The 24,266-nt window shown below is 51.0% G+C and carries 25 protein-coding genes; 12 read left to right on the forward strand and 13 right to left on the reverse strand.

Annotation, left to right across the window (positions count from 1 at the left end):
• Positions 1–29 precede the first annotated feature (29 nt).
• Positions 30–1,031, reverse strand: coding sequence for a 2-hydroxyacid dehydrogenase (locus tag QQL65_RS05935; protein WP_284362751.1), 1,002 nt, complete (start codon positions 1,029–1,031; stop codon positions 30–32).
• Positions 1,032–1,152: 121 nt separating this feature from the next.
• Between QQL65_RS05935 and QQL65_RS05940 the strand changes: the two genes are divergently transcribed.
• Positions 1,153–1,725 carry an SH3 domain-containing protein gene (locus QQL65_RS05940; RefSeq protein WP_284362753.1) on the forward strand — a complete coding sequence of 191 codons (573 nt, stop codon included), beginning with the start codon at positions 1,153–1,155 and terminating at the stop codon, positions 1,723–1,725.
• A gap of 2 nt (positions 1,726–1,727) precedes the next feature.
• Here the strand turns inward: QQL65_RS05940 and irrA are convergent, their stop codons facing one another.
• A complete protein-coding gene (irrA, locus tag QQL65_RS05945; RefSeq protein ID WP_284366223.1) occupies positions 1,728–2,144 on the reverse strand; it encodes an iron response transcriptional regulator IrrA in 417 nt (138 codons plus the stop codon).
• 360 nt (positions 2,145–2,504) lie between these two features.
• On the opposite strand from irrA, the gene fabA reads away from it, so the two are divergent.
• The 5 genes from fabA to QQL65_RS05970 all read left to right on the forward strand — a co-directional run bounded on the left by fabA (position 2,505) and on the right by QQL65_RS05970 (position 5,943).
• On the forward strand, positions 2,505–3,017 hold the full coding sequence (fabA, locus tag QQL65_RS05950) for a bifunctional 3-hydroxydecanoyl-ACP dehydratase/trans-2-decenoyl-ACP isomerase (RefSeq protein WP_284362754.1): 513 nt from the start codon (positions 2,505–2,507) through the stop codon (positions 3,015–3,017).
• A 48-nt stretch (positions 3,018–3,065) separates the two neighbouring features.
• Complete coding sequence (fabB, locus tag QQL65_RS05955) at positions 3,066–4,292, forward strand: beta-ketoacyl-ACP synthase I (protein WP_284362755.1); 1,227 nt, start codon at positions 3,066–3,068, stop codon at positions 4,290–4,292.
• 130 nt (positions 4,293–4,422) lie between these two features.
• Entirely contained in the window at positions 4,423–5,151 is a 729-nt protein-coding gene (locus QQL65_RS05960; protein WP_284362756.1) for a metallophosphoesterase family protein, read from the forward strand.
• A gap of 109 nt (positions 5,152–5,260) precedes the next feature.
• Positions 5,261–5,647, forward strand: coding sequence for a hypothetical protein (locus tag QQL65_RS05965; protein ID WP_284362757.1), 387 nt, complete (start codon positions 5,261–5,263; stop codon positions 5,645–5,647).
• Complete coding sequence (locus tag QQL65_RS05970; RefSeq protein ID WP_284362758.1) at positions 5,647–5,943, forward strand: helix-turn-helix transcriptional regulator; 297 nt, start codon at positions 5,647–5,649, stop codon at positions 5,941–5,943. Before QQL65_RS05965 ends, QQL65_RS05970 begins: the two co-directional genes overlap by 1 nt.
• Before the next feature lie 45 nt (positions 5,944–5,988).
• Here the strand turns inward: QQL65_RS05970 and QQL65_RS05975 are convergent, their stop codons facing one another.
• The 8 genes from QQL65_RS05975 to ubiE form a co-directional block, all read right to left on the reverse strand.
• Complete coding sequence (locus QQL65_RS05975) at positions 5,989–6,549, reverse strand: AAA family ATPase (RefSeq protein WP_284362759.1); 561 nt, start codon at positions 6,547–6,549, stop codon at positions 5,989–5,991.
• A 71-nt stretch (positions 6,550–6,620) separates the two neighbouring features.
• Complete coding sequence (locus QQL65_RS05980) at positions 6,621–7,580, reverse strand: Gfo/Idh/MocA family protein (RefSeq protein WP_284362760.1); 960 nt, start codon at positions 7,578–7,580, stop codon at positions 6,621–6,623.
• A 40-nt stretch (positions 7,581–7,620) separates the two neighbouring features.
• Positions 7,621–8,352, reverse strand: a complete 732-nt coding sequence (gene moeB / locus QQL65_RS05985) for a molybdopterin-synthase adenylyltransferase MoeB (RefSeq protein ID WP_284362762.1) — start codon at positions 8,350–8,352, stop codon at positions 7,621–7,623.
• A 3-nt stretch (positions 8,353–8,355) separates the two neighbouring features.
• Entirely contained in the window at positions 8,356–9,084 is a 729-nt protein-coding gene (locus QQL65_RS05990) for a DUF2259 domain-containing protein (RefSeq protein WP_284362763.1), read from the reverse strand.
• Positions 9,085–9,100: 16 nt separating this feature from the next.
• Entirely contained in the window at positions 9,101–9,571 is a 471-nt protein-coding gene (dut, locus tag QQL65_RS05995; RefSeq protein WP_284362765.1) for a dUTP diphosphatase, read from the reverse strand.
• Between the two features lie 9 nt (positions 9,572–9,580).
• Positions 9,581–10,810 carry a bifunctional phosphopantothenoylcysteine decarboxylase/phosphopantothenate--cysteine ligase CoaBC gene (gene coaBC, locus QQL65_RS06000; RefSeq protein ID WP_284362767.1) on the reverse strand — a complete coding sequence of 410 codons (1,230 nt, stop codon included), beginning with the start codon at positions 10,808–10,810 and terminating at the stop codon, positions 9,581–9,583.
• A gap of 23 nt (positions 10,811–10,833) precedes the next feature.
• A complete protein-coding gene (ubiB, locus tag QQL65_RS06005; RefSeq protein WP_284362769.1) occupies positions 10,834–12,369 on the reverse strand; it encodes a 2-polyprenylphenol 6-hydroxylase in 1,536 nt (511 codons plus the stop codon).
• A 12-nt stretch (positions 12,370–12,381) separates the two neighbouring features.
• On the reverse strand, positions 12,382–13,149 hold the full coding sequence (gene ubiE / locus QQL65_RS06010) for a bifunctional demethylmenaquinone methyltransferase/2-methoxy-6-polyprenyl-1,4-benzoquinol methylase UbiE (RefSeq protein WP_284366225.1): 768 nt from the start codon (positions 13,147–13,149) through the stop codon (positions 12,382–12,384).
• Between the two features lie 130 nt (positions 13,150–13,279).
• Here ubiE and mutM point away from each other — a divergent pair, with 130 nt between their 5' ends.
• The 3 genes from mutM (at position 13,280) to dnaA (ending at position 16,991) form a co-directional block, all read left to right on the forward strand.
• Entirely contained in the window at positions 13,280–14,161 is an 882-nt protein-coding gene (gene mutM, locus QQL65_RS06015; protein WP_284362770.1) for a bifunctional DNA-formamidopyrimidine glycosylase/DNA-(apurinic or apyrimidinic site) lyase, read from the forward strand.
• A 177-nt stretch (positions 14,162–14,338) separates the two neighbouring features.
• The gene (rpsT, locus tag QQL65_RS06020) at positions 14,339–14,605 is read left to right on the forward strand and encodes a 30S ribosomal protein S20 (protein WP_284362771.1); all 267 of its coding nucleotides are present in this window, start codon (positions 14,339–14,341) and stop codon (positions 14,603–14,605) included.
• 853 nt (positions 14,606–15,458) lie between these two features.
• Positions 15,459–16,991: a chromosomal replication initiator protein DnaA gene (gene dnaA, locus QQL65_RS06025; RefSeq protein WP_348529135.1), complete on the forward strand. Its 1,533-nt coding sequence runs from the start codon at positions 15,459–15,461 to the stop codon at positions 16,989–16,991.
• A gap of 109 nt (positions 16,992–17,100) precedes the next feature.
• Here the strand turns inward: dnaA and QQL65_RS06030 are convergent, their stop codons facing one another.
• On the reverse strand, positions 17,101–17,310 hold the full coding sequence (locus tag QQL65_RS06030; protein WP_284362773.1) for a type II toxin-antitoxin system antitoxin: 210 nt from the start codon (positions 17,308–17,310) through the stop codon (positions 17,101–17,103).
• A 9-nt stretch (positions 17,311–17,319) separates the two neighbouring features.
• A complete protein-coding gene (locus QQL65_RS06035) occupies positions 17,320–18,201 on the reverse strand; it encodes an SPFH domain-containing protein (protein WP_284362775.1) in 882 nt (293 codons plus the stop codon).
• Between the two features lie 227 nt (positions 18,202–18,428).
• Here QQL65_RS06035 and dnaN point away from each other — a divergent pair, with 227 nt between their 5' ends.
• The 3 genes from dnaN (at position 18,429) to gyrB (ending at position 23,285) form a co-directional block, all read left to right on the forward strand.
• Positions 18,429–19,550 carry a DNA polymerase III subunit beta gene (gene dnaN / locus QQL65_RS06040; RefSeq protein ID WP_284362777.1) on the forward strand — a complete coding sequence of 374 codons (1,122 nt, stop codon included), beginning with the start codon at positions 18,429–18,431 and terminating at the stop codon, positions 19,548–19,550.
• A gap of 32 nt (positions 19,551–19,582) precedes the next feature.
• Positions 19,583–20,740 (forward strand): DNA replication/repair protein RecF, encoded by a 1,158-nt coding sequence (gene recF / locus QQL65_RS06045; RefSeq protein ID WP_284362779.1) that lies wholly within the window; start codon positions 19,583–19,585, stop codon positions 20,738–20,740.
• Positions 20,741–20,855: 115 nt separating this feature from the next.
• Positions 20,856–23,285, forward strand: a complete 2,430-nt coding sequence (gyrB, locus tag QQL65_RS06050) for a DNA topoisomerase (ATP-hydrolyzing) subunit B (protein WP_284362782.1) — start codon at positions 20,856–20,858, stop codon at positions 23,283–23,285.
• A gap of 309 nt (positions 23,286–23,594) precedes the next feature.
• On the opposite strand, the gene QQL65_RS06055 is transcribed toward gyrB, so the two are convergent.
• Positions 23,595–24,233 (reverse strand): TetR/AcrR family transcriptional regulator, encoded by a 639-nt coding sequence (locus QQL65_RS06055; protein ID WP_284362783.1) that lies wholly within the window; start codon positions 24,231–24,233, stop codon positions 23,595–23,597.
• Positions 24,234–24,266: the final 33 nt, after the last annotated feature.

The following is a 24,266-nucleotide window of genomic DNA, read 5'->3' on the forward strand; positions in this document are numbered from 1 at the left end:
TCGCAGCGACCAACGGTGGCGCGAAAATGCTACCCAACCCGATCCGGTAGAACGCGGTGTGGTGGCTGGTGCCCATCAAGAAATGCTCGCATATTCACAATGACGGTTTCGCCCATCTCGACACGCCCTTCAAGCGTTGCCGACCCCATATGCGCGGTCAAAACAACCTTGTCTTGTCGCGCTAGCTCCAAAAGCTTTGGATTGATGGCTTTGTGATGCTCAAACACATCCAATGCCGCACCTGAGATTTCGCCGCTCGACACCGCTTCAATAAGTGCTTGCTCATCAATCAAGCTGGGGCGCGCCAGATTGACCAAATAAGCGTCATCCTTCATGAGCGCCAAGCGCTCTTTATTGATGATATTGTGGGTCTTTTCGGTGGAAGGTGTGTGCAGGGTGACAATGTCCACCGCTGCCAGCATCTCATCGAGATTATCCCAATAATGGGCATCCAATTCTTCTTCTACGACGCCAGGTTTGCGTGAGCGCCCGAAATAATGAATTTCAAGGCCAAAAGCGCGGGCGCGGCGCGCCACCGCCATGCCGATGCGGCCCAGACCAACAATGCCGAGCCGCTTCCCCGCCAATCGGCGACCCAGCATCCAATTGGGCGACCAGCCTGGCCAGGTGCCGTCCTTCAATAGGGTTTGCGAACCTTCAATCAACCGTCTTGGCACCGCCAAAATCAACGCCATGGTCATATCCGCCGTATCGTCGGTGAGAACACTTGGTGTGTTGGTTACGGTAATGCCGCGCTTGGCGGCGGCGTTGATGTCAATATTGTCCACCCCATTGCCAAACTGGGCGATCATGCGCACGTTTGGTCCAAGCGCTGAGATCATTTCAGCATCAAGACGATCAGTAATTGTGGAAACCAAGATTTCGCAATTCAACGATTGCGCAATCAATTCTTCTTGCGTTTGCGGGCGATCCTCGCCAATAAAACGCGTATCAAACAGTGCCGCCATACGTTCTTCAATCAGCACGGGCAAACGGCGGCTTACAAAAACCTTGGCGGTTGATCCTGTCATTAAAGCTCCATTGTCGCTATAGTCCCCAAAAGCCATAGCGCAATCATTCTTAGCTATACTTTAAGGTCCTGACCCTAATAAATAGGTGAAATCTTTGCCCGTGGAAAGACCATCAAAATCAATGCCCAAATTGAACGTCCAACCGCTTCCAATCTTTGCCGCCCTTATGGCCTTTGTGGTGGTGTTTTTTGCTGCCACTAGCCCTGTTTTTGCGCAATCTGTCGGCGCATCGGGCCTACCATTGCCGCGTTTCGCTTCGCTTGGCTCATCAAAAATCAATGTGCGCGTTGGGCCAGGCCAAAAATATGAGGTGGCTTGGATATTTGTGCAAAATGGGCTGCCAATCGAAATAATTCAGGAATTTGACGCCTGGCGAAAGATTCGCGATTCGGAAGGCGCAGAGGGCTGGATCCATAAAACCTTACTCTCAGGTCGCCGCACGGCACTGGTTACGCCATGGCTTGATGATGCTGTCGCTGGAACACCCATCTATGCGCGTGCAGATGCGACTGCGCCGCGCCGCGCCATTTTGCAGCCAAAGGTAATGGTGACCGTTGAGAAATGCGAGACAAGCTGGTGCGAGGTTTCAGGTCGCTACAAGCCTGATCCGTCAGGGGACAAGAGCCAGAACTTCAAAGGCTGGATAAACCAAGTAGCGCTTTGGGGCGTCTATCAAGGCGAGTTGGTGAAATAGGACTAGCTTAGGCTTTTCACCCGCACCACCACATCTACATGGGTAATTTTCATGCCCTTTGGCGCGTCCGGCAAACCAGAAATCTCAATGTCATTTGTCGGAATATCCACCACACGATCCTCATCTTCGATGAAGAAATGATGGTGATCAGATGTGTTGGTATCAAAATAGGTGCGCGCCGCATCGACGGTGACTTCGCGCAGAAGACCAGCATCTTTGAACTGGCGCAACGTGTTGTAGACGGTGGCCAAAGAAACGGTTACCCCGTCCGTTGTGGCTTCTGCGTGTAGTGCCTCAGCGCTAACATGGCGGTGGCCGCCACCATAGAGCAGATCAGCTAATGCAAGGCGCTGCCGAGTTGGGCGCAAACCAGCCATCCGCAGCACCGCGGTTAGGCATGGGCCACGCGAGCCAAGCATTTGTCTGTGATTGCCGATATGTGCAGTCATTCGTTTGTTTTTCGCGTCTATTTGATCTCTAGTTGCGAATTATAGGCAATTTCATCTCGCCAAACAACAGACCTTTTGTCGCGTGGTGAACGTGTGAAGGATTTTCTTAGCCAAAAGACGAATAGAGGATGCTAAAAACGCGCCAACACCCGGAATTGTGGGCGGTTGCTCCCCATACAGCAGATTTTCAAAAATGCACGATTCTGGGCCGCAATTGCTTTGCGTTGGGCCGCAAAAATGTTATGCACGGCCAAAAGCATGTCTGGGCCGAGCCACGATCAAAATCAAATTTGGCCGCAGCAATCAAAAAACAGATGGGAAGTTTGGCTTATGACAGAACGTGCCAACCAGTTTAGCTATGAAGAATTGATCTTGCACGGCAAGGGTGAATTGCCAGGTCAGGGCGATGCAAAACTGCCAGCGCCACCGATGCTGATGTTTGATCGTATCACCAACATTAATGATGATGCAGGCGAGTTCGGCAAAGGCAGCGTAACTGCCGAGTTGGATCTTAACCCAGACCTATGGTTCTATCAGTGTCACTTCATTGGTGATCCAGTTATGCCTGGTTGTTTGGGGCTAGATGCTTTGTGGCAAATGATTGGTTTTTACCTTTCTTGGGCTGGCTCTCCGGGGCGTGGTCGTGCATTGGGCGGATCAATTAAATTTGTTGGCCAAGCCACAAATGACAAAAAGCTGCTACAATATCATGTGGACATCAAAAAACACATGAAATCACCATTGCCGTTTGGCGTGGCCACAGGCTGGGTAAAAGCAGATGGTGAGATCATTTATAAGGCGGAAAATTTGCGTGTTGGCCTCATCGGCCTAGAAGATAAGTAAGCGTTTGAAATAAGCCAGCTTTTGCGCGCACGCAATAAAGAGGAATATATGAAAAGAGTTGTCATCACAGGCATGGGGATTGTCTCCTCAATCGGCAATAACCGTAAAGAAGTGTTGCAGAGCCTGCACGACGCCAAGCCGGGAATCACCCGGGCAGAAAAGCATGTGGAATATGGATTCCGCAGCCAAGTGCATGGCGAGCCAACCCTTAATCCATTTGAAATTCTTGATCGGCGCACAACCCGTTTCATGGCCCGCGGTGCGGCATGGAACTATATCGCTATGCAAGAAGCGATTGAGCAAGCTGGACTTGAAGAAGCAAATATTTCAAACCCGCGCACTGGTATTGTGATGGGTTCCGGCGGTCCTTCAACCGAGACTTTGATCAACGCCGCCGACCTTACGCGCAAAAATCTCAGCCCTAAGCGCATCGGCCCGTTGGCTGTGCCAAAAGCGATGAGCTCCACAGCGTCTGCGACATTGGCAACAGCGTTTAAAATCAAGGGTGTGAACTACACAATCACCTCAGCTTGTGCGACGTCAAAGCACTGTATTGGCAATGCCTACGAGCAAATCCAAATGGGTAAGCAAGATATCGTTTTTGCGGGTGGTTCGGAAGACCTTGAATGGTCAATGTCCAACATGTTCGATGCGCTTGGCGCGATGACATCGAAATATAATGACACGCCTGAAACATCTTCTCGCGCATATGACAAAAACCGTGATGGTTTCATTATCGCTGGTGGCGCTGGTGTGATGGTCCTAGAAGAATATGAGCACGCCAAAGCGCGCGGTGCGACTATTTTGGCTGAGATTGTTGGCTATGGCGCTACATCTGATGGCTACGACATGGTTGCTCCTTCGGGCGAAGGCGCGGAACGCTGCATGCGCATGGCGCTTGAAACGGTCAATATGCCAATTGACTATATCAACCCACATGCCACTTCGACTCCAGTTGGCGACATCAAAGAAATTGAAGCCATCCGCAAAGTGTTTGGCAACGAAGACAAGTGTCCGCCTTTGTCGGCAACCAAGTCTTTGACCGGTCACTCACTGGGCGCGGTGGGTGTTCAAGAATCGATTTATTCCGTCATGATGATGAATGAAGGCTTCTTGTGCAAATCCGCGAACATCTTTGAGCTTGACCCAGAGTTTGAAGACATGCCGATCTTGCAGGAACGTCGCGACAATCAAAATATTGGTTGCGTCATGTCCAACTCTTTTGGCTTTGGCGGCACCAACGCAACCTTGGTGTTCAAGCACCCAGACGCGTAACAGCGTTCTTCCCCGCCGATACAGTTTTCACTAATTGGCGGGGGTGCCGGGGTAGGCCCATTTGGGCCGACGGCGGCAATTTATTGAGGGGCCGTTTGGCCCCTTTCTTGTTTTAGCTTATGTGATGTTTATGACCCGACCTATCTACGCCATTGGCGACATTCATGGCCAAATTGAAATGCTGCATGAATCGCTTGAAAGAATCGAGCGCGATGGCGGCAAAGACGCAAAGATTGTGTTCTTGGGTGACTATGTTGACCGTGGTGCAAGCAGCGACAAAGTGATCGAGCTTCTGATGGATGGCGTTCAAGCAGGTAAAAATTGGACCTGTCTCTTGGGCAATCACGACCGCATGTTCACCATGTTCCTAGAGGACTATCCGCGCACAGATTATCGCCTCAAACCCGGCTATGATTGGTTCCACAAAAATATCGGCGGCGTTGAAACCATGGCTGCGTATGGCGTTGAAGTGCATAGCGAACGCCGCCTGTTTCAAATCCATGAAGAAGCCAAACAAGCAGTGCCGCAATCCCATTTGGATTTCTTAAGCACCTTGCCGCTCACGCTAGAGCAAGACAATTTGCTGTTCGTCCATGCGGGCATCAAACCGGGCCTTGCCCTCAAAGAACAACATCCAGACGATCTGGTTTGGATCAGAGAAGGGTTTTTGGACCATACAGCACCGTACCCTTGGCTTGTTGTCCATGGACACACAACCATCGATGCGGCCACGCACTATGGTAATCGCATCAACCTTGATTCTGGCGCTGGTTATGGCAAACCGCTCTCCACGGCGGTGTTTGAAGGTGGCGAAAGCTGGCTATTGACTGATGAGGGTCGTCAGGCGCTTACGCCGTAACAATTGATTACTAAGCAATTTCTCTCAGACAGTTTTACGACAGTCGCAATTGTGGCGTTGAGTTTTCCTTGTTGTGTGCAGACTCTGTTCTGAAAACATGGAGAGAAAAGTGCAAAACGATGTCGATTTAGAGTCATATGCGAGTTGGAAGGAGCGTTGGGTTGAATACACTTCCGATGATTTTACACTAAAAGTTTTTGCCAACTGGACAACGCGCGAAACCGTCTGGATAAACGGAGAGCAAATCTCAAGTACGTATAGTCTGAGGTTTCGGACTGTACACGAATTTCAACATAATGGTGATGATTACCAAGTGGTCGTTCAATGGTTGAATATGCTCACCGGCGCTTTGAGAATGTCTGCCTTTCAAAACGGCGAGAAATTGTTCGATGACACTAAGCAAATCTACAAGTGGTGGACGTTGCCTGTGGTCTTTATGGTCTCTGGCGCTATTGGATATTTAGTCGGCTATCTTGAGGGTAGGTTCTTTTCCTGATGCGCGTCAAAGTAAACACAATTGCACAAGCGCGTACAAAAAAAGGATGGACGCAAGAGCACTTAGCAAATGTTGCTGGCATCTCGGCTCGAACTGTTCAGCGGGCAGAAACCATCGGTTCACTTTCTGCCGAAACCGCGCAGGCTATTTGCGCAGTCTTGGATCTTGATTTAGGTGAAATCGCAGAAACAAGCGCAGATACCCGCCAAGAGATCAACTTGCCAATCGGGCTCATCCTCATCGCTATCGTCCTGGGATTTGGTGTTGGCCTGATGGTGGGGTTGTGGGCGCGTTAATGGAAAATTTCCTCCCCTTAATGGAGAGAGACAAAGCGCGGGGCGTCAAAGCCCAATAAAACTCTGGATCTGTTTCGCAGTCTCCTGCGCCCCTAAATTCGTATTCTCGATCTTGATATAGTTATGTCGCTGAATTTCACCCACGTGCGAATTCAGGCGATATTGCTTGTACGTTTTAACGAGATGAGATTCAGATTTTTCAACATTGCGCTTAGATGGTTTATGCGCCAAGCGGTTCTCACTTCGGTTGCGTATCAGGCGCTCTTCAAAATCTGTCTCCAGTTCAATCCAATAAACATCTGCATTTTGATCTTCAAAAACCTTGGTAATGTGTTCAATGAAGACGCGGTCATCCGGATCGTCAAAACACCACATTAGCGTGAAGATGAAACCCGGCTGATCGCTTGCTGCAAACGCTTGAAAAAACTCAAAGCGCAGGTTCTCAACCAGTTTTTGTCCCTCAGGTGTACCGAAATCAAAATATCTCGATACCAAATCAATCGTCATATGATTGTGAAACAGTTTCAGGCCAGTGAGCTTTTCCAGCTCTTGCCCCACCGTCATTTTGCCCACTGCTTGCGGGCCAATCAAAATTACAAATTTCATAAAGTAAGCGCTTAAATATGGTGTGTTGTTTCTCTAAAGCATCAAAGTAGTGGCGAGGGCAATAGAATATCCTACCCCGCCAACATGCCTTCTATTTTCTCTTGCACACTCAATGCCTCCTGTATGGTGGCCAACTGGTGCGGTTCGCCGCGCATGCATCTGTCAAAATGATCAAGCTGCACGTGCAGCCCATCAATGCGCGCATTTTCGGACGGGCGGACAATTTGTTTGAACGCATCGCCTTCGCTGACCCATAGTTCGCTAAACTGCTCAACCTTGAAGCTCTTCTTGCTGCCTTTGATGAGAACGCGCTGCTTATCTGGCTGCGCACCACCCACATTGGCAAAAACGTTTAGCGGCAGATGCTCGCTATTACTGAGATGTGCGGCCAAATTGGTCTCGCACAAATATTCATTTGGATAGGTTGGGTGTGACCATTTCAGCATTGTTGGCCCCAGCAATCTCTCGGCAAAAAACACAAAATGTGAAATCACCTCGCGGGTCATCCCGCCTTCTGCCTTGAACCGAAGCCAGTCCGCTTCTTGCTGCCAAATACGCGGCCATTGGGCGTAAGAAACCTCAATATCAATGCCAACTAGTTCGCCCATTTCGCCGGATTGTAAAGCGGCTTGCACCACCGCTAGCGGTTCACCTGTTGCTTGCACAAAATTAACGGCGGCAGGCACTTGTGCTTTTTCCAAATGGGTGACCATGGCGCGGCTGGCGGCCAGGTTGATCCCCAGAGGCTTTTCTAAAAAGATCGGCTTGGCGCAATCTGCCGCCATCATGGCGTAGAGCCGACGCGGGTCGGGCGGGCACGCAAGATAAGTCACTTCAGCAGATTCGATCGCGAGCTCCGCCATGTCTGGCACAACGGCGTCAGGTGCAATTTGCCGGGCTTTGGCGACAGCATCGGCATTTGGGTCCCAAATGTGACTGGCGTAGAATTTGTCGTGCGATGAAAGGGCTTCCAACATGCGCCGGCCCATAATGCCTAAGCCAATCACTGCAACGGATGTTCTGTCGTCCATCTGCCTATCCCCTCAGTTTTGATGGGAAGGCTAGCACCAGTTAAGCTTTGCGTCGATATTTCATCTCGCGGAAGCGCGCGTCGCGGCCATCATAGGTCAATAGGCGGCCAATCAACGGCTCACCGACACCGGTGATCAGTTTCACCGCTTCCATCGCTTGCAACCCGCCAATCACTGCGGTGATTGGTCCTAAAATGCCTGCCTCTTCGCAAGAAGGGAGTTGATCAGGTGAGGGGCGTTGCGGATAAAGATCGGCAAATCGCGGATTGTCATTTTGGTGCGGTGCAAAAACCGTGAGATTGCCATCAAACAGAGAGACAGCACCCGCCACCAATGGCTTTTGCGCTTTCTCGCAAAGCGTCGCCACCAAGGCGCGGGTGTCAAAATTGTCAGACCCGTCGACCACAAAATCATATGGCGCGATGATCTCTGCGCCGTTGGTTTCATCCAACCGCGCGTTGATCGCCTGAAAGTCCACATGGTCGTTTAGATCATTGGCAAAGCGCCTAGCGCTTTCGACCTTTGCCACGCCCTCATCCCGCGTGCGGTGCACCATCTGCCGCTGCAAATTGGACAGAGAAACAATGTCGTCGTCCACCACGCCGATGGTGCCAACGCCTGCCGCCACCAAATAAGCTATGACGGGGCTACCCAAGCCGCCTGCACCAATAATCAGCACTTTGGCGGCTTTCAGCTTTTGCTGCCCCGGCCCGCCGACATTTTTCAATACTATATGGCGCTGGTAGCGCTTGATTTCGTCAGCGGTGAGCAAAGCTTAGTTCCCCTTGTTGAGCGGAACGGCAATAAACCGCCGATCCATCCCTTCAAAGCCATAAGACCATACAGATATAAGCGCAACACCATGATCAATGTCATATGCGTCAAACGGAATAACAACAGCGCTCGCTCGATAAGTTACCGGGCAGCCACGTGAAGTTGGCACGCGCGTGTCCTCGTGCAAAATGCTCGTTGTTGTGCCGTCACTAAGCTTTAGACGAAAGCCTTTGGCCTCATCGCCAAAATAGTCCATGCAGTTTTCGCCCGATGGGGCGCTAAAAATGTCAAAACTCAATTCGTACGACCCAAAATGCGAAGAGGGATCGGAATAGCCCGGCACGCCAAAATCCAAAGTTAGCTCGTCCGATTCTGGTTCACCATCGCCATTCAACGCGATCAGCCGTGCTGGGGTAGAAATATCGTAGGTGCCAAGCGGCCCCATTGCTGCGCGTAAGGCTTGGCTGCGAATTTCTGCTAATTGGGTGGTTTCATCACCCGCTTGCACGTGAAATGGCGACCCACCAACCCACGCATCATTTTCTAAACTGAGGACATAGATGGTCGAATAGGCAAAGCCGGACCCATCTTGAATCCCATATTCCTCAAAAGCGAAATATTTGCCGCCATGGGAATAGCCGATCAAATCAAACTCGGCCCGCTCCGCCGCAAAAACAGATGAAACGCTCAAAAGCGCGATAACAAAAAAAGAAATTAGTGCCCTAAACATTAAAGTTGCTCCCTCATTATTCTGACGGGGATGCAACCCCCGTAGAACCAAAACCGCCCGCTCCACGATCCGTTGTATCAAGCGTTTTTGTCTCGATCATGGCAATGCGCGGTACAGGTGCGATCACCATTTGTGCAATCCGATCACCGCGTTTAACTGTGAAAGGCTCTTTGCCATGGTTGATCAAAATGACCCGCACTTCCCCGCGATAGTCTGCATCAATTGTGCCCGGTGCGTTCAAGGTTGTCACTGCAAATTTCGCCGCCAAGCCAGAACGCGGGCGGATCTGCGCTTCGTAACCTTCAGGCAGACCAAGTGCAAAACCGGTTGGCACAATGTCGTGCGCACCAGGCGCGATTACCATTGGTTGATCTTCAGGCACCGCTGCACAAAGGTCTAGACCCGCCGCACCTGCTGTTGCTTGAAAAGGCACGGGCAAACCCTCGCCGTGTGGCAAATACATAAATGGCACATTCAATGCGGTCATATCGGGTCTCTATTTTTGTGAGTTTAGCGCAGACGCAATGCGGTCGGTCAGTGCCATGCCCACTTCTTGTTTGCTCATTCTCGGCCAAACTTCATGGCCCTGATCATCGAAGAAGATAATTGAATTGCTGTCACCGCCAAAGGTGCCCGTGCCGGCGCTCACATCATTAGCCAACAGCCAATCACATCCCTTGCGTTCACGTTTGGCTTTGGCGTGTTCAATCACATTTTCTGTTTCCGCCGCAAACCCAATCACCAATTCTGGGCGCTCACTTGGGTCCAATGCTGCGACAGATTTCAGGATGTCAGGGTTCAAAACCATTTCAAGGCTCGGCGCTTCACCGTCGCCCTTTTTCTTGATCTTTTCAGTGCCCGCTTGTCTGGGGCGCCAATCGGACACCGCGGCGCAAAAAATTGCCACGTCGCACGGCAGGGCTTCATGCACGGCGTCATACATGTCTTGCGCTGTGGTGATGTTGGTCACATTCACCCCGTTTGGTGGCGGCACTTCGGCCACACCTGTAATAAACTCAACATCAGCACCTGCTGCACGCAACGCCGCGGCAATTGCGGTGCCTTGCTTGCCAGAAGAGGCGTTTGTCAAATACCGCACAGGGTCTAATGGTTCACGAGTGGCGCCCGAAGTCACCAAAATGCGCTTGCCAGCAAGTGGCAATGTGTCGTCAGTGGCCTGAAAATAATCTTCAATCGCGGCAAAAATGGTGTCAGGCTCAGCCATGCGTCCAGGGCCAAATTCACCGCATGCCATTTCCCCATCGTCCGGTCCAACAATTTGCATGCCGTCATCGATTAAGGTTGCAAGGTTGCGCTGGGTGGGTGCCGCTTCCCACATCTTTACGTTCATTGCGGGCGCGACAATCACATGCTTGTCTCGCGCTAAAATGGCTGTTGATGCCAAATCATCAGCCAAGCCATGCGCCATCTTGGCCATAAAGTTGGCCGTGCACGGGGCAACCACCACCAAATCGGCATCGCGCACAAGCTCGATATGCCCAATCTCGCTTTCGCGGGTTAGATCAAACAATTCAGATAGTGCCGCATTGCCCGCTAACGTGCCAGCGGTCAGTGGTGTCACAAACTCTTGCGCCGATTGGGTTAGAATCGGCTGCACCTCACCGCCTGCCTTTTTGATCAATCGAATAAGATCAATTGCCTTAAAAGCAGCAATGCCACCAGTGACGATTAGCAATGTTTTCCGGCCTGCCAGCATGTTGGGCATACTCCGTTGCAAATGATTTGGCGCTAAACTAGCGTCTTTATCGCCGCAGCGCCAACCGCAATCATCAATCCAACCACAAGCACAGTAAACCAGGTGCGCATGAAAAATGGTGGATTGGCTCTGTCTTTTTCTGCCTGGTCCAACATCGCCTCATATCGTTGCACCAAAAGCGGCACTTTTTTCGCAGCGCTATAAAGAGCAACGCCTGTGTCGCGGGCTTCTTCGGCAATGCCAATCGGCCCCACATTGCGTTTTACCCATTTCGAAACGATCGGTTCTGACACTTCCCAAATGTTTAGTTCTGGGTCCAATGTCCGGGCAACGCCCTCGACCAGCACCATGTTTTTTTGCAGCATCACCAATTCGGTGCGCGCTTCCATTTCGAACAGGGCCGTATTATCCAGCAGTTGGGCCAAAACCTTGGCCATTGATATCTCATTTGCGGTGCGCCCAACCAAAGGCTCGCCGATCGCGCGCAAAGACTGCGCAAAATCATCAACTGATTGGTGTTTGGGCACGTAGCCAATATCAAAGTGCAATTGGGAGATATGGCGATAGTCGCGACGGATGAACCCATAAAGGATTTCGGCTAAAAACTTTTGCTCTGGCTTTCCGATCCGCCCCATAATGCCAAAATCAACTGCCCGTACGTGTCCAGTTTTAGGATCAACGAACAAATTGCCCGGGTGCATATCCGCGTGGAAATAGCCGTCACGGATCGCATGACGCAAAAAGTGCTGCATCAGCTCTTTGGCAATTTTCTTGCGGTCTAGCCCGGCTTTATCGATTGCCTCGTGATCGCGAATGGGAATGCCATCCATCCAGGAGGTCACCATCACATTGCGCCCGGTTTGCGGCCAATGGATGGTGGGGATCTCAAATCCCTCATCATCCTTGGTATTGTCGTAAAGTTCAGAAATCGCGGCTGCTTCCATCCGCAAATCCATTTCAAGGATCGCAGAGCGCTCAAGCGTTTCAACAATATCTTTTGGTTTTAGGCGTTTTGCCTTTGGGGCAATAAGTTCAAAAAAACCAGCGGCGGCTTTCAACGAGGCCAGATCTTTTTTGAACCGCACCTCAACATCGGGGCGTAGCAATTTGATCGCCACCTTTTGTGGTGTGCCATTGCTATCCACCAGTTGCGCACTATGAACTTGCGCAATCGAGGCGGCTGCCACAGGACCAGAAACCTCGGTCAGCGTTGTGGCTTTTTCACCAAGCGCCTCTTCCAAAATGGCAGGCACCAAGGTCTGATCGAAGGGCGGCATCTTGTCTTGTAAGTTGGCCAAGTCTTTAGCAACCACTGGGCCGACAATGTCAGCGCGGGTAGCCAGCAATTGGCCAAGTTTTACGTAGGTTGGTCCAAGCTTTTGCAAAGCGGCAGACAAACGCTCCACCCGGCCTGTTTTGCGCACAGATGGGCGTTCAATTAGTCGCGCAAACCAAATGGCAGTAGCGGCAGGGCCTTTGATGCCCTGACCCTCAGTGAGTGAAAAGGCACCTTCGCGCGCCAACACATATCCGGCCCGCACCAACCGCAGATAAGCAAAAAGACCCATTTTTGTTGCCGCCTATCTCAGTTTCCAGCCAGAATGGACAGCGGCAATATTGCCGCTAAGTGGCGTATGCGTCACCCGCGAAAAGCCCGCATCCTCAATCATGGTGCAGAACTGTTTGGGCTTTGGAAATTTGCGAATGCTCTCAATCAAATATTGATAAGGCTGTTCGTCGCCAGTCACAACGCCACCAATTGGCGGGATCACATGTTCAGAGAATAAGTCATAAATTTTATCAAGCACCGGCACATCAACTTCGGAAAACTCCATTACCATCAGTCGGCCACCACGCTTTAAGACCCGATACGCTTCGCGCAAGGCTTTGTCGATCTGTGGCACGTTTCGCATGCCAAATGATATGGTGTAGGCATCAAATCGATTGTTTTCAAATGGCAGCTCTTCAGCGTTGGCTTCAACGAATTCAACGCCATCTTGATAGCGCCAGCTTTTTGCGCGCTCCGCGCCGACCCGCAACATGTCTGTGTTGATATCGGATACGGTCACTTTGGCATAGCCGTGCGAAGCATTTTTGATCCGCTGTGCAATATCACCAGTGCCACCAGCCATATCTAAAACTTCAAATGGACGTTTGCCTGCACGTGGCGGTGCAAGATTGGCCACAAACGCATCCTTCCAAACCCGATGCATGCCGCCGCTCATCAAGTCATTCATCAAATCGTAGCGATCAGCCACTTTGTGGAACACGTCATTTACGAGGCCCTGTTTTTCTTCCAACGGGACTTCGCGTTCACCAAAATGGGTTGTTTGTTGCGCTTCACTCATCTTTATGGTCACTTGCAAATCATCAATGTTGGCGCACCATACCTGAAGCGCCTCAGCTTTTCTACGGTTGAGGAGAACATGTAGCCTGCGCGTCATTGCCACACTATGGTTGATCAAAAGGACTTCCCAATTGCCTGAATTGCCCGAGGTTGAAACCGTCAAAAATGGCCTTGCACCCTTTATGGACCAAGCCACCATTTCGCGGGTGATTTTGAATCGTGAAAACTTGCGTTTTCCTTTCCCCCAAGGTTTTGCCTCTCAACTAGAGGGGCAGCAAATCGGGCAACTTCGACGCCGGGCCAAATATCTCATCGTGCCGTTGCAGTCGGGCACCAATATGCTGGCTCATTTGGGGATGAGCGGCAGCTTTAAAATCAATGCTGAATTGGTTGAAGGGCAGGGCCGTAAACTCGTGCCATTGGCCCATGAAAAGCACGACCATGTTATCCTTGAAATCGAGCATCCTGAAAAAGGTCGCGTTGACATTATATATAATGACCCACGCCGCTTCGGATATATGGATCTGTTTGCAGAAGAAACGGATTGCCCTCACTTTGCCAAAATGGGGCCAGAGCCATTAGGCAACCAGTTCAGCGCCCAGCATCTTGCGGACCGTTTCCTGAACAAGAAAACCCCGATCAAATCGGCTCTTTTGGATCAGCGCAATGTGGCTGGGCTTGGCAATATATATGTGTGCGAGGCACTGTTCATTTCAAAGATTGATCCAACGCGCCCTGTGGGCACGTTGGTGCGCGCAGATGGCAAGCCAAAGAAGCAACTAGAAGTGCTCGCCCCCGCCATTGTGAATGTGCTCAATGAGGCGATTGCAGCCGGCGGGTCGACCTTGAAAGACTTTAAACATGCAGATGGGGAACTGGGCTATTTCCAGCATCGGTTCAAGGTCTATGGTCGGGAGGGAGAAACCTGCGCAACGCCAAACTGTGGCAGCAAGATCGCGCGCATCGTACAATCGGGGCGTTCAACCTTTTATTGCCCTTCGTGCCAGCGATAGCTAAAAGGAGTCTGTGGCTGGGGCTTTGCGGGCATTTTCACCGCTTTTCCTATTGACCAAAACCAAACTTCAAACTATAACCCGCCCAACCTGAATTTCTGGCGGCCTTTGGTGCCGCCGCTTTTATTTCGCGATTCTGTCATTGGGCAGGGCGTGAAGAGGCACAAAGAGGACCACATGGCCAATACTCCTTCGGCAAAAAAAGCCGTACGTAAAATTGCGCGCCGCACTGAAGTGAACAAAGCTCGTCGTTCACGCATGCGCACCTTCATCCGCAACGTGGAAGAAGCAATCACTAAAGGCGATAGCGCTGAAGCAAAAACTGCTTTGCAAGCTGCTCAGCCAGAAATCATGCGCGCTGCGCAAAAAGGCATCGTTCATAAGAACCATGCTTCTCGCAAAATTTCACGTCTTTCAGGTCGGATCAAAGCACTGAGCGCGTAAGGCTCTACTTTGATTTTACTTAGTCGTTTTAAAGGTCGCCTCCGGGCGGCCTTTTTGCGTTCTTGGCCGCAGTTTTGCAGCATCTAGGCCGTATCAGTAGAACTAACTATTTTTCCGGCTATTGTTCACGTAACGATAAATCCAGCGTTTAGTAATGTTGGACACATAACACGCAAATTAACGTATAAATTGAACCCTTTGAATTCATTCATAAAATTGACATACTAGATAATTGGAGTATGAAAAACGCTAAACATTTCAATTGTTTATGCTGTCGTGTTGTTCGCGCAAAAAGTGGGTTGGATACCCCAAAATGAGCGGATCCTTAACAAAAAGTAAATTTTTTTTTGCGAGGCATTTTTGACTTGAATTTCGATTCATTAAGCAAATCCAAGCTCTTAAGAATGACTAGATTCTCGCTGTCGCGCCAACCCAAATCAGCCCCCTAGAGTCAAGAGGGTTTTTCAACGATTCACCAGTTGAAACGCATCCACTAAAAGGGCTAAACTAAATCTGTTGATAAAAGAAATGGCGGCGGCCTCTGTATTCATAAAGAGGCGGCAAATATAACGGGGGCCGATGACGATGTGTGCAAAGAGGAAAATGTGCGTTCAAGCCAAATTTCCAGTCTTCCATTTGAGACCAGCGCCACGTCATAGCTAGCCAGGACAAAAAACAACACCGAGTAGAGTAACCGGCGCGAGTTTAGCGCCAAATTCAAAGTAAATGACCGAATAAACGACGTTGAATACTTTCAGCGAACGTTAGGGGTTTGTCTGATCGAGAGTTCCGATCAGCTGATCAACGCGCTTTAATGCGGATGGTGCGTTGCTCGAAATTGAAAGAGGCACAAATGGATCAATTCACAATGTTGGCGCGCAAGGAAGAAGATGCACAAAGACATCAAAAACCAGCGGCGACAGATGCAAAACAGCAAGGCGGGACAGCAATGGATTTGTCGGGGGGCGACAACAAACAACTTTGGACACGGGTGAAGAAACGGCTTTGGGCCAGCGTCGGGGAAGACGTTTTCAACTCTTGGTTCGCACGGCTTGAATTGGTGGAGCTTGATGGGGACCTCGCACACCTTTCCGTACCAACACGATTCTTGTGTTCTTGGATCCTGTCCAACTATCAAGATCGGATCATTGAAGCGTTTCAGGGTGAAAACCAAGATGTGCAGACATTGCAGATCACGGTACGTGTAAATGGTCAGGTGCAAACCAAACAAACAGCGAAGCAGGACGAGCCTGCAGCGCAAACGACACCAACACCTAAAGTGTCAGCGACCATCCGCACAGGTGCAAAACACAATGCACGTATCAAACAGGGCGACGCCTTGTCTGGTTCAGCTCTTGATCCAAAGCTGACCTTTGACACATTCGTTGCCGGTAGCGCCAACGAAATGGCTTTAGGTGCGGCCAAGCAAGTGGCGCAAGCCGTGGCGCAAAATGCGGTTACATTTAACCCCGTCTATATTCACTCTTCTGTTGGTTTGGGTAAGTCTCACCTGCTGAACGCGATCGCGTGGGCCGCAGGTGGCGCGGACAAATCGCGCAATGTGGTTTATCTCACGGCCGACCATTTCATGTACCACTTCATTTCAGCGGTGCAGCGTCAGTCTGCGATCAGCTTCAAAGAGTGGTTGCGCGGTATTGATGTATTGTTGATCGACGACATGCAATTCCTACAAGGCAAGTCTGTCACCGAGTTTGGCCAAGCGCTAAGCGCCCTATTGTCTGGTGCTAAGCAAGTGGTTGTTGCCGGGGATGCGCCACCAAATGGTTTGGAAATGCTCGATGATCGTCTGCGCTCTCGTCTTTCTGGCGGTCTTGTGGTGCCGATCCGTTCACTGGACGAAGAATTGCGCCGTGCGATTGTTGAAAAGCGTGCCGAACAGGCATTGGCAAAATATCCCGGCCTGCACATTCCAAGCCAAGTGCTCGACTATGTGGCCAAGAAAGTGATTTCTCACGGTCGCGATCTAGATGGTTCAATCAATCGCTTGGTTGCTGCAAACCAACTTACTGGCGAGCCGATCACCATTGATTTGGCGGAAAAAGCATTGCACGATCTGATGCGTACCCGCGATACGCGTCGCGTCAAGATTGATGAAATTCAAATCATGGTGGCCAAACACTTTAAGGTGTCAAAGCCTGATCTTTTGTCGTCGCGTCGTTCACGCTCTGTGGTGCGGCCGCGTCAGATCGCCATGTATTTGTCAAAAATGTTGACTTCGCGCTCGTTGCCAGAGATCGGCCGCCGTTTCGGCAACCGTGACCACACAACGGTTCTGCATGCAGTGCGCAAAGTTGAGCAACTTATGTCGGAAGACAATGGGTTCGCTCAAGAAGTGGAATTGCTCAAGCGGATGATCGAAGACTAGGGTCCCAAGCAAAACCGCAAATGCGGCACAGGAATTCAAAAGAAGAATTTCCTCCCAAAGACGACCAAACTTAGCCCCTTTGTCATTTTATCGATAAAGGGGCGCTTGTTTACTCCGTGTCTTCTTGGCCCTCATCTAAGCTCACGATATCGGTGACCGTACGCTGAACCAATTTCACGCGACCCGCTTTGACAAGCGCATCGCGCAACACATATTCGATCTGCGCGTTTAAACTGCGCAGATCATCATCAGCCCACCTTTGCATCGCATCCATCACTTGCGGCGATACGCGTAATGCAAATGCTTTCTTTGAAGCCATGGAAGTTCCTTAGTATAGGCTGCCTGTGTTCACCACTGGTTGGGCATCGTGCTGACCGCATAAGACCACCAGCAAATTGGAAACCATTGTCGCTTTGCGCTCGGCATCCAGTTCAACCACTTCTCGTTCAGAGAGCTGATTGAGCGCCATTTCCACCATGCCAACTGCACCTTCAACAATCGTTTCGCGCGCGTCCACAATGGCGCTGGCTTGTTGACGTTGCAACATGGCAGCAGCGATTTCTTGTGCATAGGCCAAGTGGCTAATCCGCGCCTCGACCACTTCAACGCCCGCTTTGGTCAAACGTTCTTGAATTTCGTGTTGCAGCATGTCCGCCACTTCTGTCGGGTTGGCGCGCAGCGACACGGCTGTGCTTTCTTTGCTGTCTTTCAAATCATAGGCATAGCGGCTGGCCAATGTGCGTACTGCCGCCTCTGATTGCACGGCCACAAAGTCCTTGTAATTATCCACTTCAAATGTTGCTTCAGCCGTATCGGTGACCCGCCAAACCACAATGGCGGCAATTTCAATGGGGTTGCCATTGGCGTCATTGACTTTGTTTTTGCCGCTTTCAAAATTTCTTAGACGCAACGACACTGGGATGCGAGGATAGTTGAAAGGATTGACCCAACGTAAGCCCGTTTCACTCAACGTGCCATTATAGGCGCCAAACAACACCAACACTTTTGATTGTTTGGGTTGCACCATCACAAATCCTGCGGCCAAGGCCGCTGTGGTGATCGGGCCGCCAATGAGGTAGGGCACAATTGCCCGCGCGCCGCCATCATACATAATGCCGTTGATCAACATAAATAGCCAAAGTGCAATCCATGCCAACACAACGATGATTATTGGATAGCCGGAAATCGACCAAGCTTGCTTTTCGTTCATAATACTGCTCCAAAAACGATATCATTATGATATCAATATGGTGTGGATTTGGCAAATTGCAAGTCTGAGGCAAATCGGATAATCATTTGCCCGATTCATAATCGGGAAAAGGGCCGTTTTTTCCTTGCCTTTTGCAGCTCAAAAGGTCATTTTCCTTGTCCCACATTGGGCAAAGACGAATTGTGCCGTTCAAAAGAAAAGCGGCGAGATACCGGGAGTAGACACCAATGAAAGTTACGCTTGAGAGAAATCACCTGTTGAAATCGCTTGGGCATGTGCATCGCGTCGTTGAACGCCGCACCACCTACCCCATCCTTTCTAACGTCTTGCTCAATGCAAGTGATGGTGGTCTGCAGCTGCGGGCAACTGATCTTGATATTGAAGTTACAGAATCGGTGCCTGCAATGGTGGGCACACCGGGCACCACGACTGTTCCTGCCCACACACTATATGAGATCGTGCGCAAGCTATCTGATGGCGCGGAAGTGAACATCGAAGTTGACGGCGCTGGCGAGCAAATGGCCATCACCTCTGGTCGTTCAAAGTTTAATCTGACTTGTCTAGCAGCCGATGGCTTTCCAGATCTTAAGTCTGGTGATTTCAGCCACCAATTCACCATCAAAGCTGGCGCGTTGCGTCAGTTGATCGATTGCACGCAGTTTGCGATTTCATCGGAAGAAACCCGCTATTATCTCAATGGTATTTTCTTCCACACCATGGACGATGGCGCCAACGTGATCATGCGCGCGGTTGCAACTGATGGACACCGTCTCGCTCGCGCGCAAGTCAACGCGCCTGAGGGGTCGCAAGGCATGCCATCGATTATTGTGCCGCGTAAAACGGTTGCTGAAGTGCAAAAGCTCTTATCAGGCGATGATGACGATGTGGCAGTTGAACTCTCAGATACAAAGATCCGCTTTGAAGTGTCAGGCGTTGTTCTGTTGTCAAAACTCATCGAAGGCACCTTCCCAGATTATGAGCGTGTAATCCCACAAAATAACGATAAGCAACTCACCGTCGACACCGCCAGCTTCAAGCAGGCCGTTGATCGGGTGTCGACCATCGCATCAGACCGAGGCGGCAAAGCCGTTAAGCTGGCATTGAGCAATGGTTTGTTGGAGATGAGCGTCACCAACCCAGATCACGGCACAGCGCGTGAAGAGTTGCCGATTGAGTTTGAAGATGATGGGTTCGAGATTGGCTTTAACGCGCGTTATCTGTTGGACATTATCGATCAGGTAAAATCTGACGCTGCGATCTTCATGCTTTCAGATGCGGGTTCACCAACCATTGTGCAGTCTGAAAATGACGATGATGCGCTTTATGTTTTGATGCCAATGCGCGTTTAGGACGCAATGGCCCAAAGGGGGTAAATCCTTCAATGGCGGAGATTCGCCAAACCCCAACTCGCGTAACCCCAAGCCACTTCGTATCGCGCTTGCGGTTGTCGAACTACCGCAATTATGTCAGCGCCGCGCTGGACCCCGATGATCGCCATGTTGTGCTCACCGGGCCTAACGGTGCGGGCAAAACAAACCTGCTTGAAGCCATTTCCTTACTTTCCCCGGGGCGTGGTTTGCGGCGGGCCAATTTCGATACACTGGCCTTGCATAGTGGCACTGGCGGATGGGCCGTTGCCGCGTCAATTGAAACCCAATATGGCACCGTCGATCTGGGGACAGGGTTAGAACCAGACGCAACCACCGGACGCCGTGTCAAAATCAATGGCGCAGCGGCAAAGTCGGTCGATCAATTGGGCGAATATTTGCGCATTTTGTGGCTCACCCCTGCACAAGACGGGTTGTTCACTGGCCCAGCTGCAGATCGACGCCGCTTTTTTGATCGTTTGGTGCTGGCCCTTATTCCGGGCCATGGCGCTGAAGTGGCGCAGTTTGAAAAAGCCATGCGCCAGCGCAACAAATTACTTGATGAATATGGCGATGCTGCATGGGCCGCGGCCATCGAAGCGCAGATGGCAGCACATGCAGCGGCAATGCATTTTTCGCGCCTTGATACCATTGCGCATTTGAATGAATTGCTTCAGCACGATGATGGATCGGGGTTCCCTTCAGCCTATTTGGAAATTGAGAGCCAAGAGCATGTTGGGGAATTTCAAACATCAACTGAATTGGAGGAAGCCTACATCAATGTTTGGCGCGAACGCCGACATTTAGATCGTGCAGCAGGGCGCACAACAATTGGGCCGCATCGCACCGATATTTTGGTGACAAACACCGACAAACAGGTTCCCGCCAATATCTGTTCAACTGGCGAGCAAAAGGCGCTGCTGGTGGGGCTGATCATGGCGCATGCGCGGCTCGTCAAGCAAATGACGGGCATTTCACCGCTTCTTCTGCTTGATGAAATTGCTGCGCATTTGGATGCAAATCGACGGGCAAGTCTGTTTGCGCTGCTCAATGCCTTGGGCACGCAGTGCTGGATGACCGGCACCGATCAACTGCTATTTGACTCCTTGGGGGCAGATGCGCAGTTTTTCACGGTCCAAGATGCGCTTTTAAGCCCGTTTGAGCCGCAATAAGGCCTTCAAGCTATGCAATATGGCCTGCAATGGTTGAAATCGGGCCTCAGCCCTTTGGTTTCGCTCAAAAAAAGTCTAGAAATAACTAAGTCTAACATGAAATGATTCGGTGCAAATGAGCGACGAAAATTCAGTCCCAGAAAATGGCGATTATGGTGCGGATAGCATCAAGGTTCTCAAAGGTCTTGATGCGGTGCGCAAGCGCCCAGGCATGTATATTGGCGATACCGACGATGGTTCGGGTTTGCACCACATGGTTTACGAGGTGGTGGATAACGCCATTGACGAAGCCCTTGCTGGCCACGCTGACTATGTCACGGTCACCATCAATGCGGACGGCTCGGTTTCGGTCACCGATAATGGTCGTGGAATTCCCACCGGCATTCACGAAGAAGAAGGCGTCTCAGCCGCTGAATTGATCATGACGCAGCTCCATGCTGGCGGCAAGTTTGATTCCAATTCCTACAAGGTTTCAGGCGGTTTGCACGGCGTGGGCGTTTCTGTTGTGAACGCGCTATCTGTTTGGCTTGAATTGGACATTAAGCGTGATGGCGAGCATCACATGATGCGCTTCACCCACGGTGAGCCAGATGCGCCATTGGCCAAGGTTGGCGATTGCGGAGATGAAAAAGGCACCAAGGTGACCTTTATGCCTTCGCCTGACACCTTCACCATGGTCGAGTTTGACTATGCAACGCTTGAACACCGCTTGCGCGAACTGGCGTTTTTGAACTCAGGCGTGCGCATCATCCTCACCGATAAGCGCCACCCTGAAGAAGTGTCAGTTGAACTGCACTATGATGGTGGCTTGCAAGAATTCGTGCGCTATTTGGACAAGTCCAAACAGTCCATGATCCAAGACCCGATCTACATTACGTCTGAAAAAGACGATATTACGGTTGAGCTGGCGCTTTGGTGGAACGATAGCTACCACGAAAAAGTCTTGTGCTTTACCAACAATATCCCGCAACGTGATGGCGGCACCCACTTGGCTGGTTTGCGCGGTGGGTTAACCCGGCAAGTGATCGGCTATGCCGATTCAAGCGGGATTTTGAAAAAAGAAAAAGTCTCACCAACCGGCGATGATACACGCGAAGGTTTGACTTGCGTCTTGTCGGTGAAAGTACCGGACCCAAAATTCTCATCTCAAACCAAAGACAAGCTTGTTTCCTCTGAAGTTCGCCCCGTGGTCGAATCTGTGGTCAATGAGCGCCTTAACCAATGGTTTGAAGAGCACCCAGCAGAAGCCAAGCAAATTGTTTCGAAAGTGGTGGAAGCTGCAGCCGCTCGTGAAGCGGCGCGCAAAGCGCGTGAATTGACCCGGCGTAAGTCGTCGCTTGATGTGTCGTTCTTGGCTGGTAAACTCAAAGACTGTTCGGAAAAAGACCCCACCCTTTCAGAACTCTTCCTGGTGGAGGGTGATTCAGCGGGCGGGTCAGCAACCCAAGGGCGCGATCGTGCGACCCAAGCGGTGCTGCCTCTGCGCGGTAAAATTCTGAACGTTGAGCGCGCACGGTTCGACAAGATGCTATCAAGCCAAGAGATTGGCAATTTGGTTATGGCGCTTGGCACTTCAATTGGGCGCGAAGAGTTCAATATTGAAAAGCTGCGCTACCATAAAATCATCATCATGACCGATGCGGACGTGGATGGTGCGCACATTCGTACCCTTTTGCTCACCTTCTTCTATCGGCAAATGCCTGAACTGGTGGAACGCGGCCACATCTATATTGCTCAACCTCCGCTCTACAAAGTTAAGCGCGGTCAGTCTGAGCAATATCTAAAAGACGAGCGCGCGCTGGAAGAATATTTGCTGGCCGTTGGTTTAGAGGATTCTGTGCTCACAACAGCAGCGGGCGTTGCCCGTGGCGGCAATGATTTGGCCGATGTGGCAGCAAAAGCACGAGACATGGTGCACATCATCAATGCGCTCAACGCGCGCTATAATCGTCAGATTGTTGAGCAATGCGCGATCTCTGGTGCGCTTAGCCAAGCCGTGCTTGAAGACAATAACAAAGCCAACGCGATGGCGCAGACAGTGGCGGACCGCTTGGGTGTCATTTCTGCGGAAACTGAAAAAGACTGGTCTGGCAACTTTGACGCTGCAACCGGCTATAGTTTTGCCCGTACCGTGCGCGGCGTGGAAGAGCGTCACAATGTCGATCTTGCCCTGATCAACTCGCTTGATGCACGTAATCTCGAAAAGATCGCCTCTGAAATTGGCGAGATTTTTGAGGGTGTAGCCAAGTTCGAACGTAAGGCAAGTGCTGAGGAAATCTACGGTCCATTCACGCTTTATGAAGCGGTCACCAGCTTTGGGCGTAAGGGCATTTCAATGCAGCGCTATAAGGGCTTGGGCGAAATGAACCCAGAGCAATTGTGGGAAACAACGCTTGATCCAAATGTGCGTTCATTGTTGCAAGTGCACATCAAAGAAAGCGATGTGGCGGACGAAACCTTCACCAAATTGATGGGTGATCTGGTGGAACCGCGCCGTGATTTCATTCAAGAAAACGCCCTAAGCGCCACGAACATCGACGCTTAATTTCGCTCACGGGGCGCACCGCAAAACGCATGACGCGCTAAAACCGCGCTATGCCTTTTGTTGCCCCTGCGCGGGCGCGTCCAAAAAATTGGCCGAGGTCCTCAACAATAAGTTGTTTCGTCCGCCCTTTTTTCGCTTGTTCAGCTTTCGCGTTGGGCAGCAATTGGCGGGGGTGCCGGGGAAGCAGCCGTAAGGCTGCGACGGCGGCATCAAAAAGAGCCGGGGGTGCCGGGGAAGCAGCCGCAAGGCTGCGACGGCGGCGCGAAAAGAGCCGGGGCCTACTCGTCCTATGACGATAATCCTAAATCGCTAGATACCGTGCCTTTCAACCCCATGAGTCTTGAGTGGTTCAAGCGCGCGGTCTTCACCTTCTGGCAATAAAATGTCGTCCACGCGATCAATGGCGGCGCGCATAAACTCTTGGCTCAGCGCTTCATCATTCACGGCGCGCGCGACCATCATGGTGCCAACAAGGGTTGAGATGATCTCAATTGCCGTTTGGCGCCTGGCTGGTGCTTCTCCGTGTAGCAGATCTGCAAGCACTTCAATCCAACGTTTGATCCCGTCAGTATAAACATCGCGGATTGAACTATCTGCGCGATAGACCTCACTCGATAGCGCCACCACCGCACACCCATCATGCGGATTGTGCAAATGTCTGTCGCACAAATATTGCTCCAAGAACGCATCAAGCAATTCTTGGCCCGCAAGCATGTTGCGTGTCGGGCTGAGGTCGGCAATGGTTTTGTCCATGCAGCGCTGCAATGCAGCGGCAACCAAGTGATTTTTGGATTTGAAATGGCGATAGAATCCGCCATGGGTCATCCCCGACTGGCTCATCACTTCAGGCAAGCTGGTTTGCTTGATTCCCTTTTTGCGAAACAGCATTGCGGCGGTTTCCAAAATGCGCTCATGGTTTTGCGCAACCACCGCTTCTGTCACCCGCATGTGCTTTTCCTTTGTCCAATTTTTTGATGATGC

It is taken from the genome of Maritalea porphyrae (assembly GCF_030159895.1).
Lineage (GTDB): Bacteria > Pseudomonadota > Alphaproteobacteria > Rhizobiales > Devosiaceae > Maritalea > Maritalea porphyrae.

What these genes read in the sequence shown, in the direction of transcription:
- QQL65_RS05935 (WP_284362751.1), bottom strand. Translation starts at nt 1,031, where the DNA reads ATGACAGGATCAACCGCCAAGGTTTTTGTAAGCCGCCGTTTGCCCGTG.
- QQL65_RS05940 (WP_284362753.1), top strand. Translation starts at nt 1,153, where the DNA reads ATGCCCAAATTGAACGTCCAACCGCTTCCAATCTTTGCCGCCCTTATG.
- irrA (WP_284366223.1), bottom strand. Translation starts at nt 2,144, where the DNA reads ATGCTTGGCTCGCGTGGCCCATGCCTAACCGCGGTGCTGCGGATGGCT.
- fabA (WP_284362754.1), top strand. Translation starts at nt 2,505, where the DNA reads ATGACAGAACGTGCCAACCAGTTTAGCTATGAAGAATTGATCTTGCAC.
- fabB (WP_284362755.1), top strand. Translation starts at nt 3,066, where the DNA reads ATGAAAAGAGTTGTCATCACAGGCATGGGGATTGTCTCCTCAATCGGC.
- QQL65_RS05960 (WP_284362756.1), top strand. Translation starts at nt 4,423, where the DNA reads ATGACCCGACCTATCTACGCCATTGGCGACATTCATGGCCAAATTGAA.
- QQL65_RS05970 (WP_284362758.1), top strand. Translation starts at nt 5,647, where the DNA reads ATGCGCGTCAAAGTAAACACAATTGCACAAGCGCGTACAAAAAAAGGA.
- QQL65_RS05975 (WP_284362759.1), bottom strand. Translation starts at nt 6,549, where the DNA reads ATGAAATTTGTAATTTTGATTGGCCCGCAAGCAGTGGGCAAAATGACG.
- QQL65_RS05980 (WP_284362760.1), bottom strand. Translation starts at nt 7,580, where the DNA reads ATGGACGACAGAACATCCGTTGCAGTGATTGGCTTAGGCATTATGGGC.
- QQL65_RS05990 (WP_284362763.1), bottom strand. Translation starts at nt 9,084, where the DNA reads ATGTTTAGGGCACTAATTTCTTTTTTTGTTATCGCGCTTTTGAGCGTT.
- dut (WP_284362765.1), bottom strand. Translation starts at nt 9,571, where the DNA reads ATGACCGCATTGAATGTGCCATTTATGTATTTGCCACACGGCGAGGGT.
- coaBC (WP_284362767.1), bottom strand. Translation starts at nt 10,810, where the DNA reads ATGCCCAACATGCTGGCAGGCCGGAAAACATTGCTAATCGTCACTGGT.
- ubiB (WP_284362769.1), bottom strand. Translation starts at nt 12,369, where the DNA reads ATGGGTCTTTTTGCTTATCTGCGGTTGGTGCGGGCCGGATATGTGTTG.
- ubiE (WP_284366225.1), bottom strand. Translation starts at nt 13,149, where the DNA reads ATGAGTGAAGCGCAACAAACAACCCATTTTGGTGAACGCGAAGTCCCG.
- rpsT (WP_284362771.1), top strand. Translation starts at nt 14,339, where the DNA reads ATGGCCAATACTCCTTCGGCAAAAAAAGCCGTACGTAAAATTGCGCGC.
- dnaA (WP_348529135.1), top strand. Translation starts at nt 15,459, where the DNA reads ATGGATCAATTCACAATGTTGGCGCGCAAGGAAGAAGATGCACAAAGA.
- QQL65_RS06030 (WP_284362773.1), bottom strand. Translation starts at nt 17,310, where the DNA reads ATGGCTTCAAAGAAAGCATTTGCATTACGCGTATCGCCGCAAGTGATG.
- QQL65_RS06035 (WP_284362775.1), bottom strand. Translation starts at nt 18,201, where the DNA reads ATGAACGAAAAGCAAGCTTGGTCGATTTCCGGCTATCCAATAATCATC.
- dnaN (WP_284362777.1), top strand. Translation starts at nt 18,429, where the DNA reads ATGAAAGTTACGCTTGAGAGAAATCACCTGTTGAAATCGCTTGGGCAT.
- recF (WP_284362779.1), top strand. Translation starts at nt 19,583, where the DNA reads ATGGCGGAGATTCGCCAAACCCCAACTCGCGTAACCCCAAGCCACTTC.
- gyrB (WP_284362782.1), top strand. Translation starts at nt 20,856, where the DNA reads ATGAGCGACGAAAATTCAGTCCCAGAAAATGGCGATTATGGTGCGGAT.
- QQL65_RS06055 (WP_284362783.1), bottom strand. Translation starts at nt 24,233, where the DNA reads ATGCGGGTGACAGAAGCGGTGGTTGCGCAAAACCATGAGCGCATTTTG.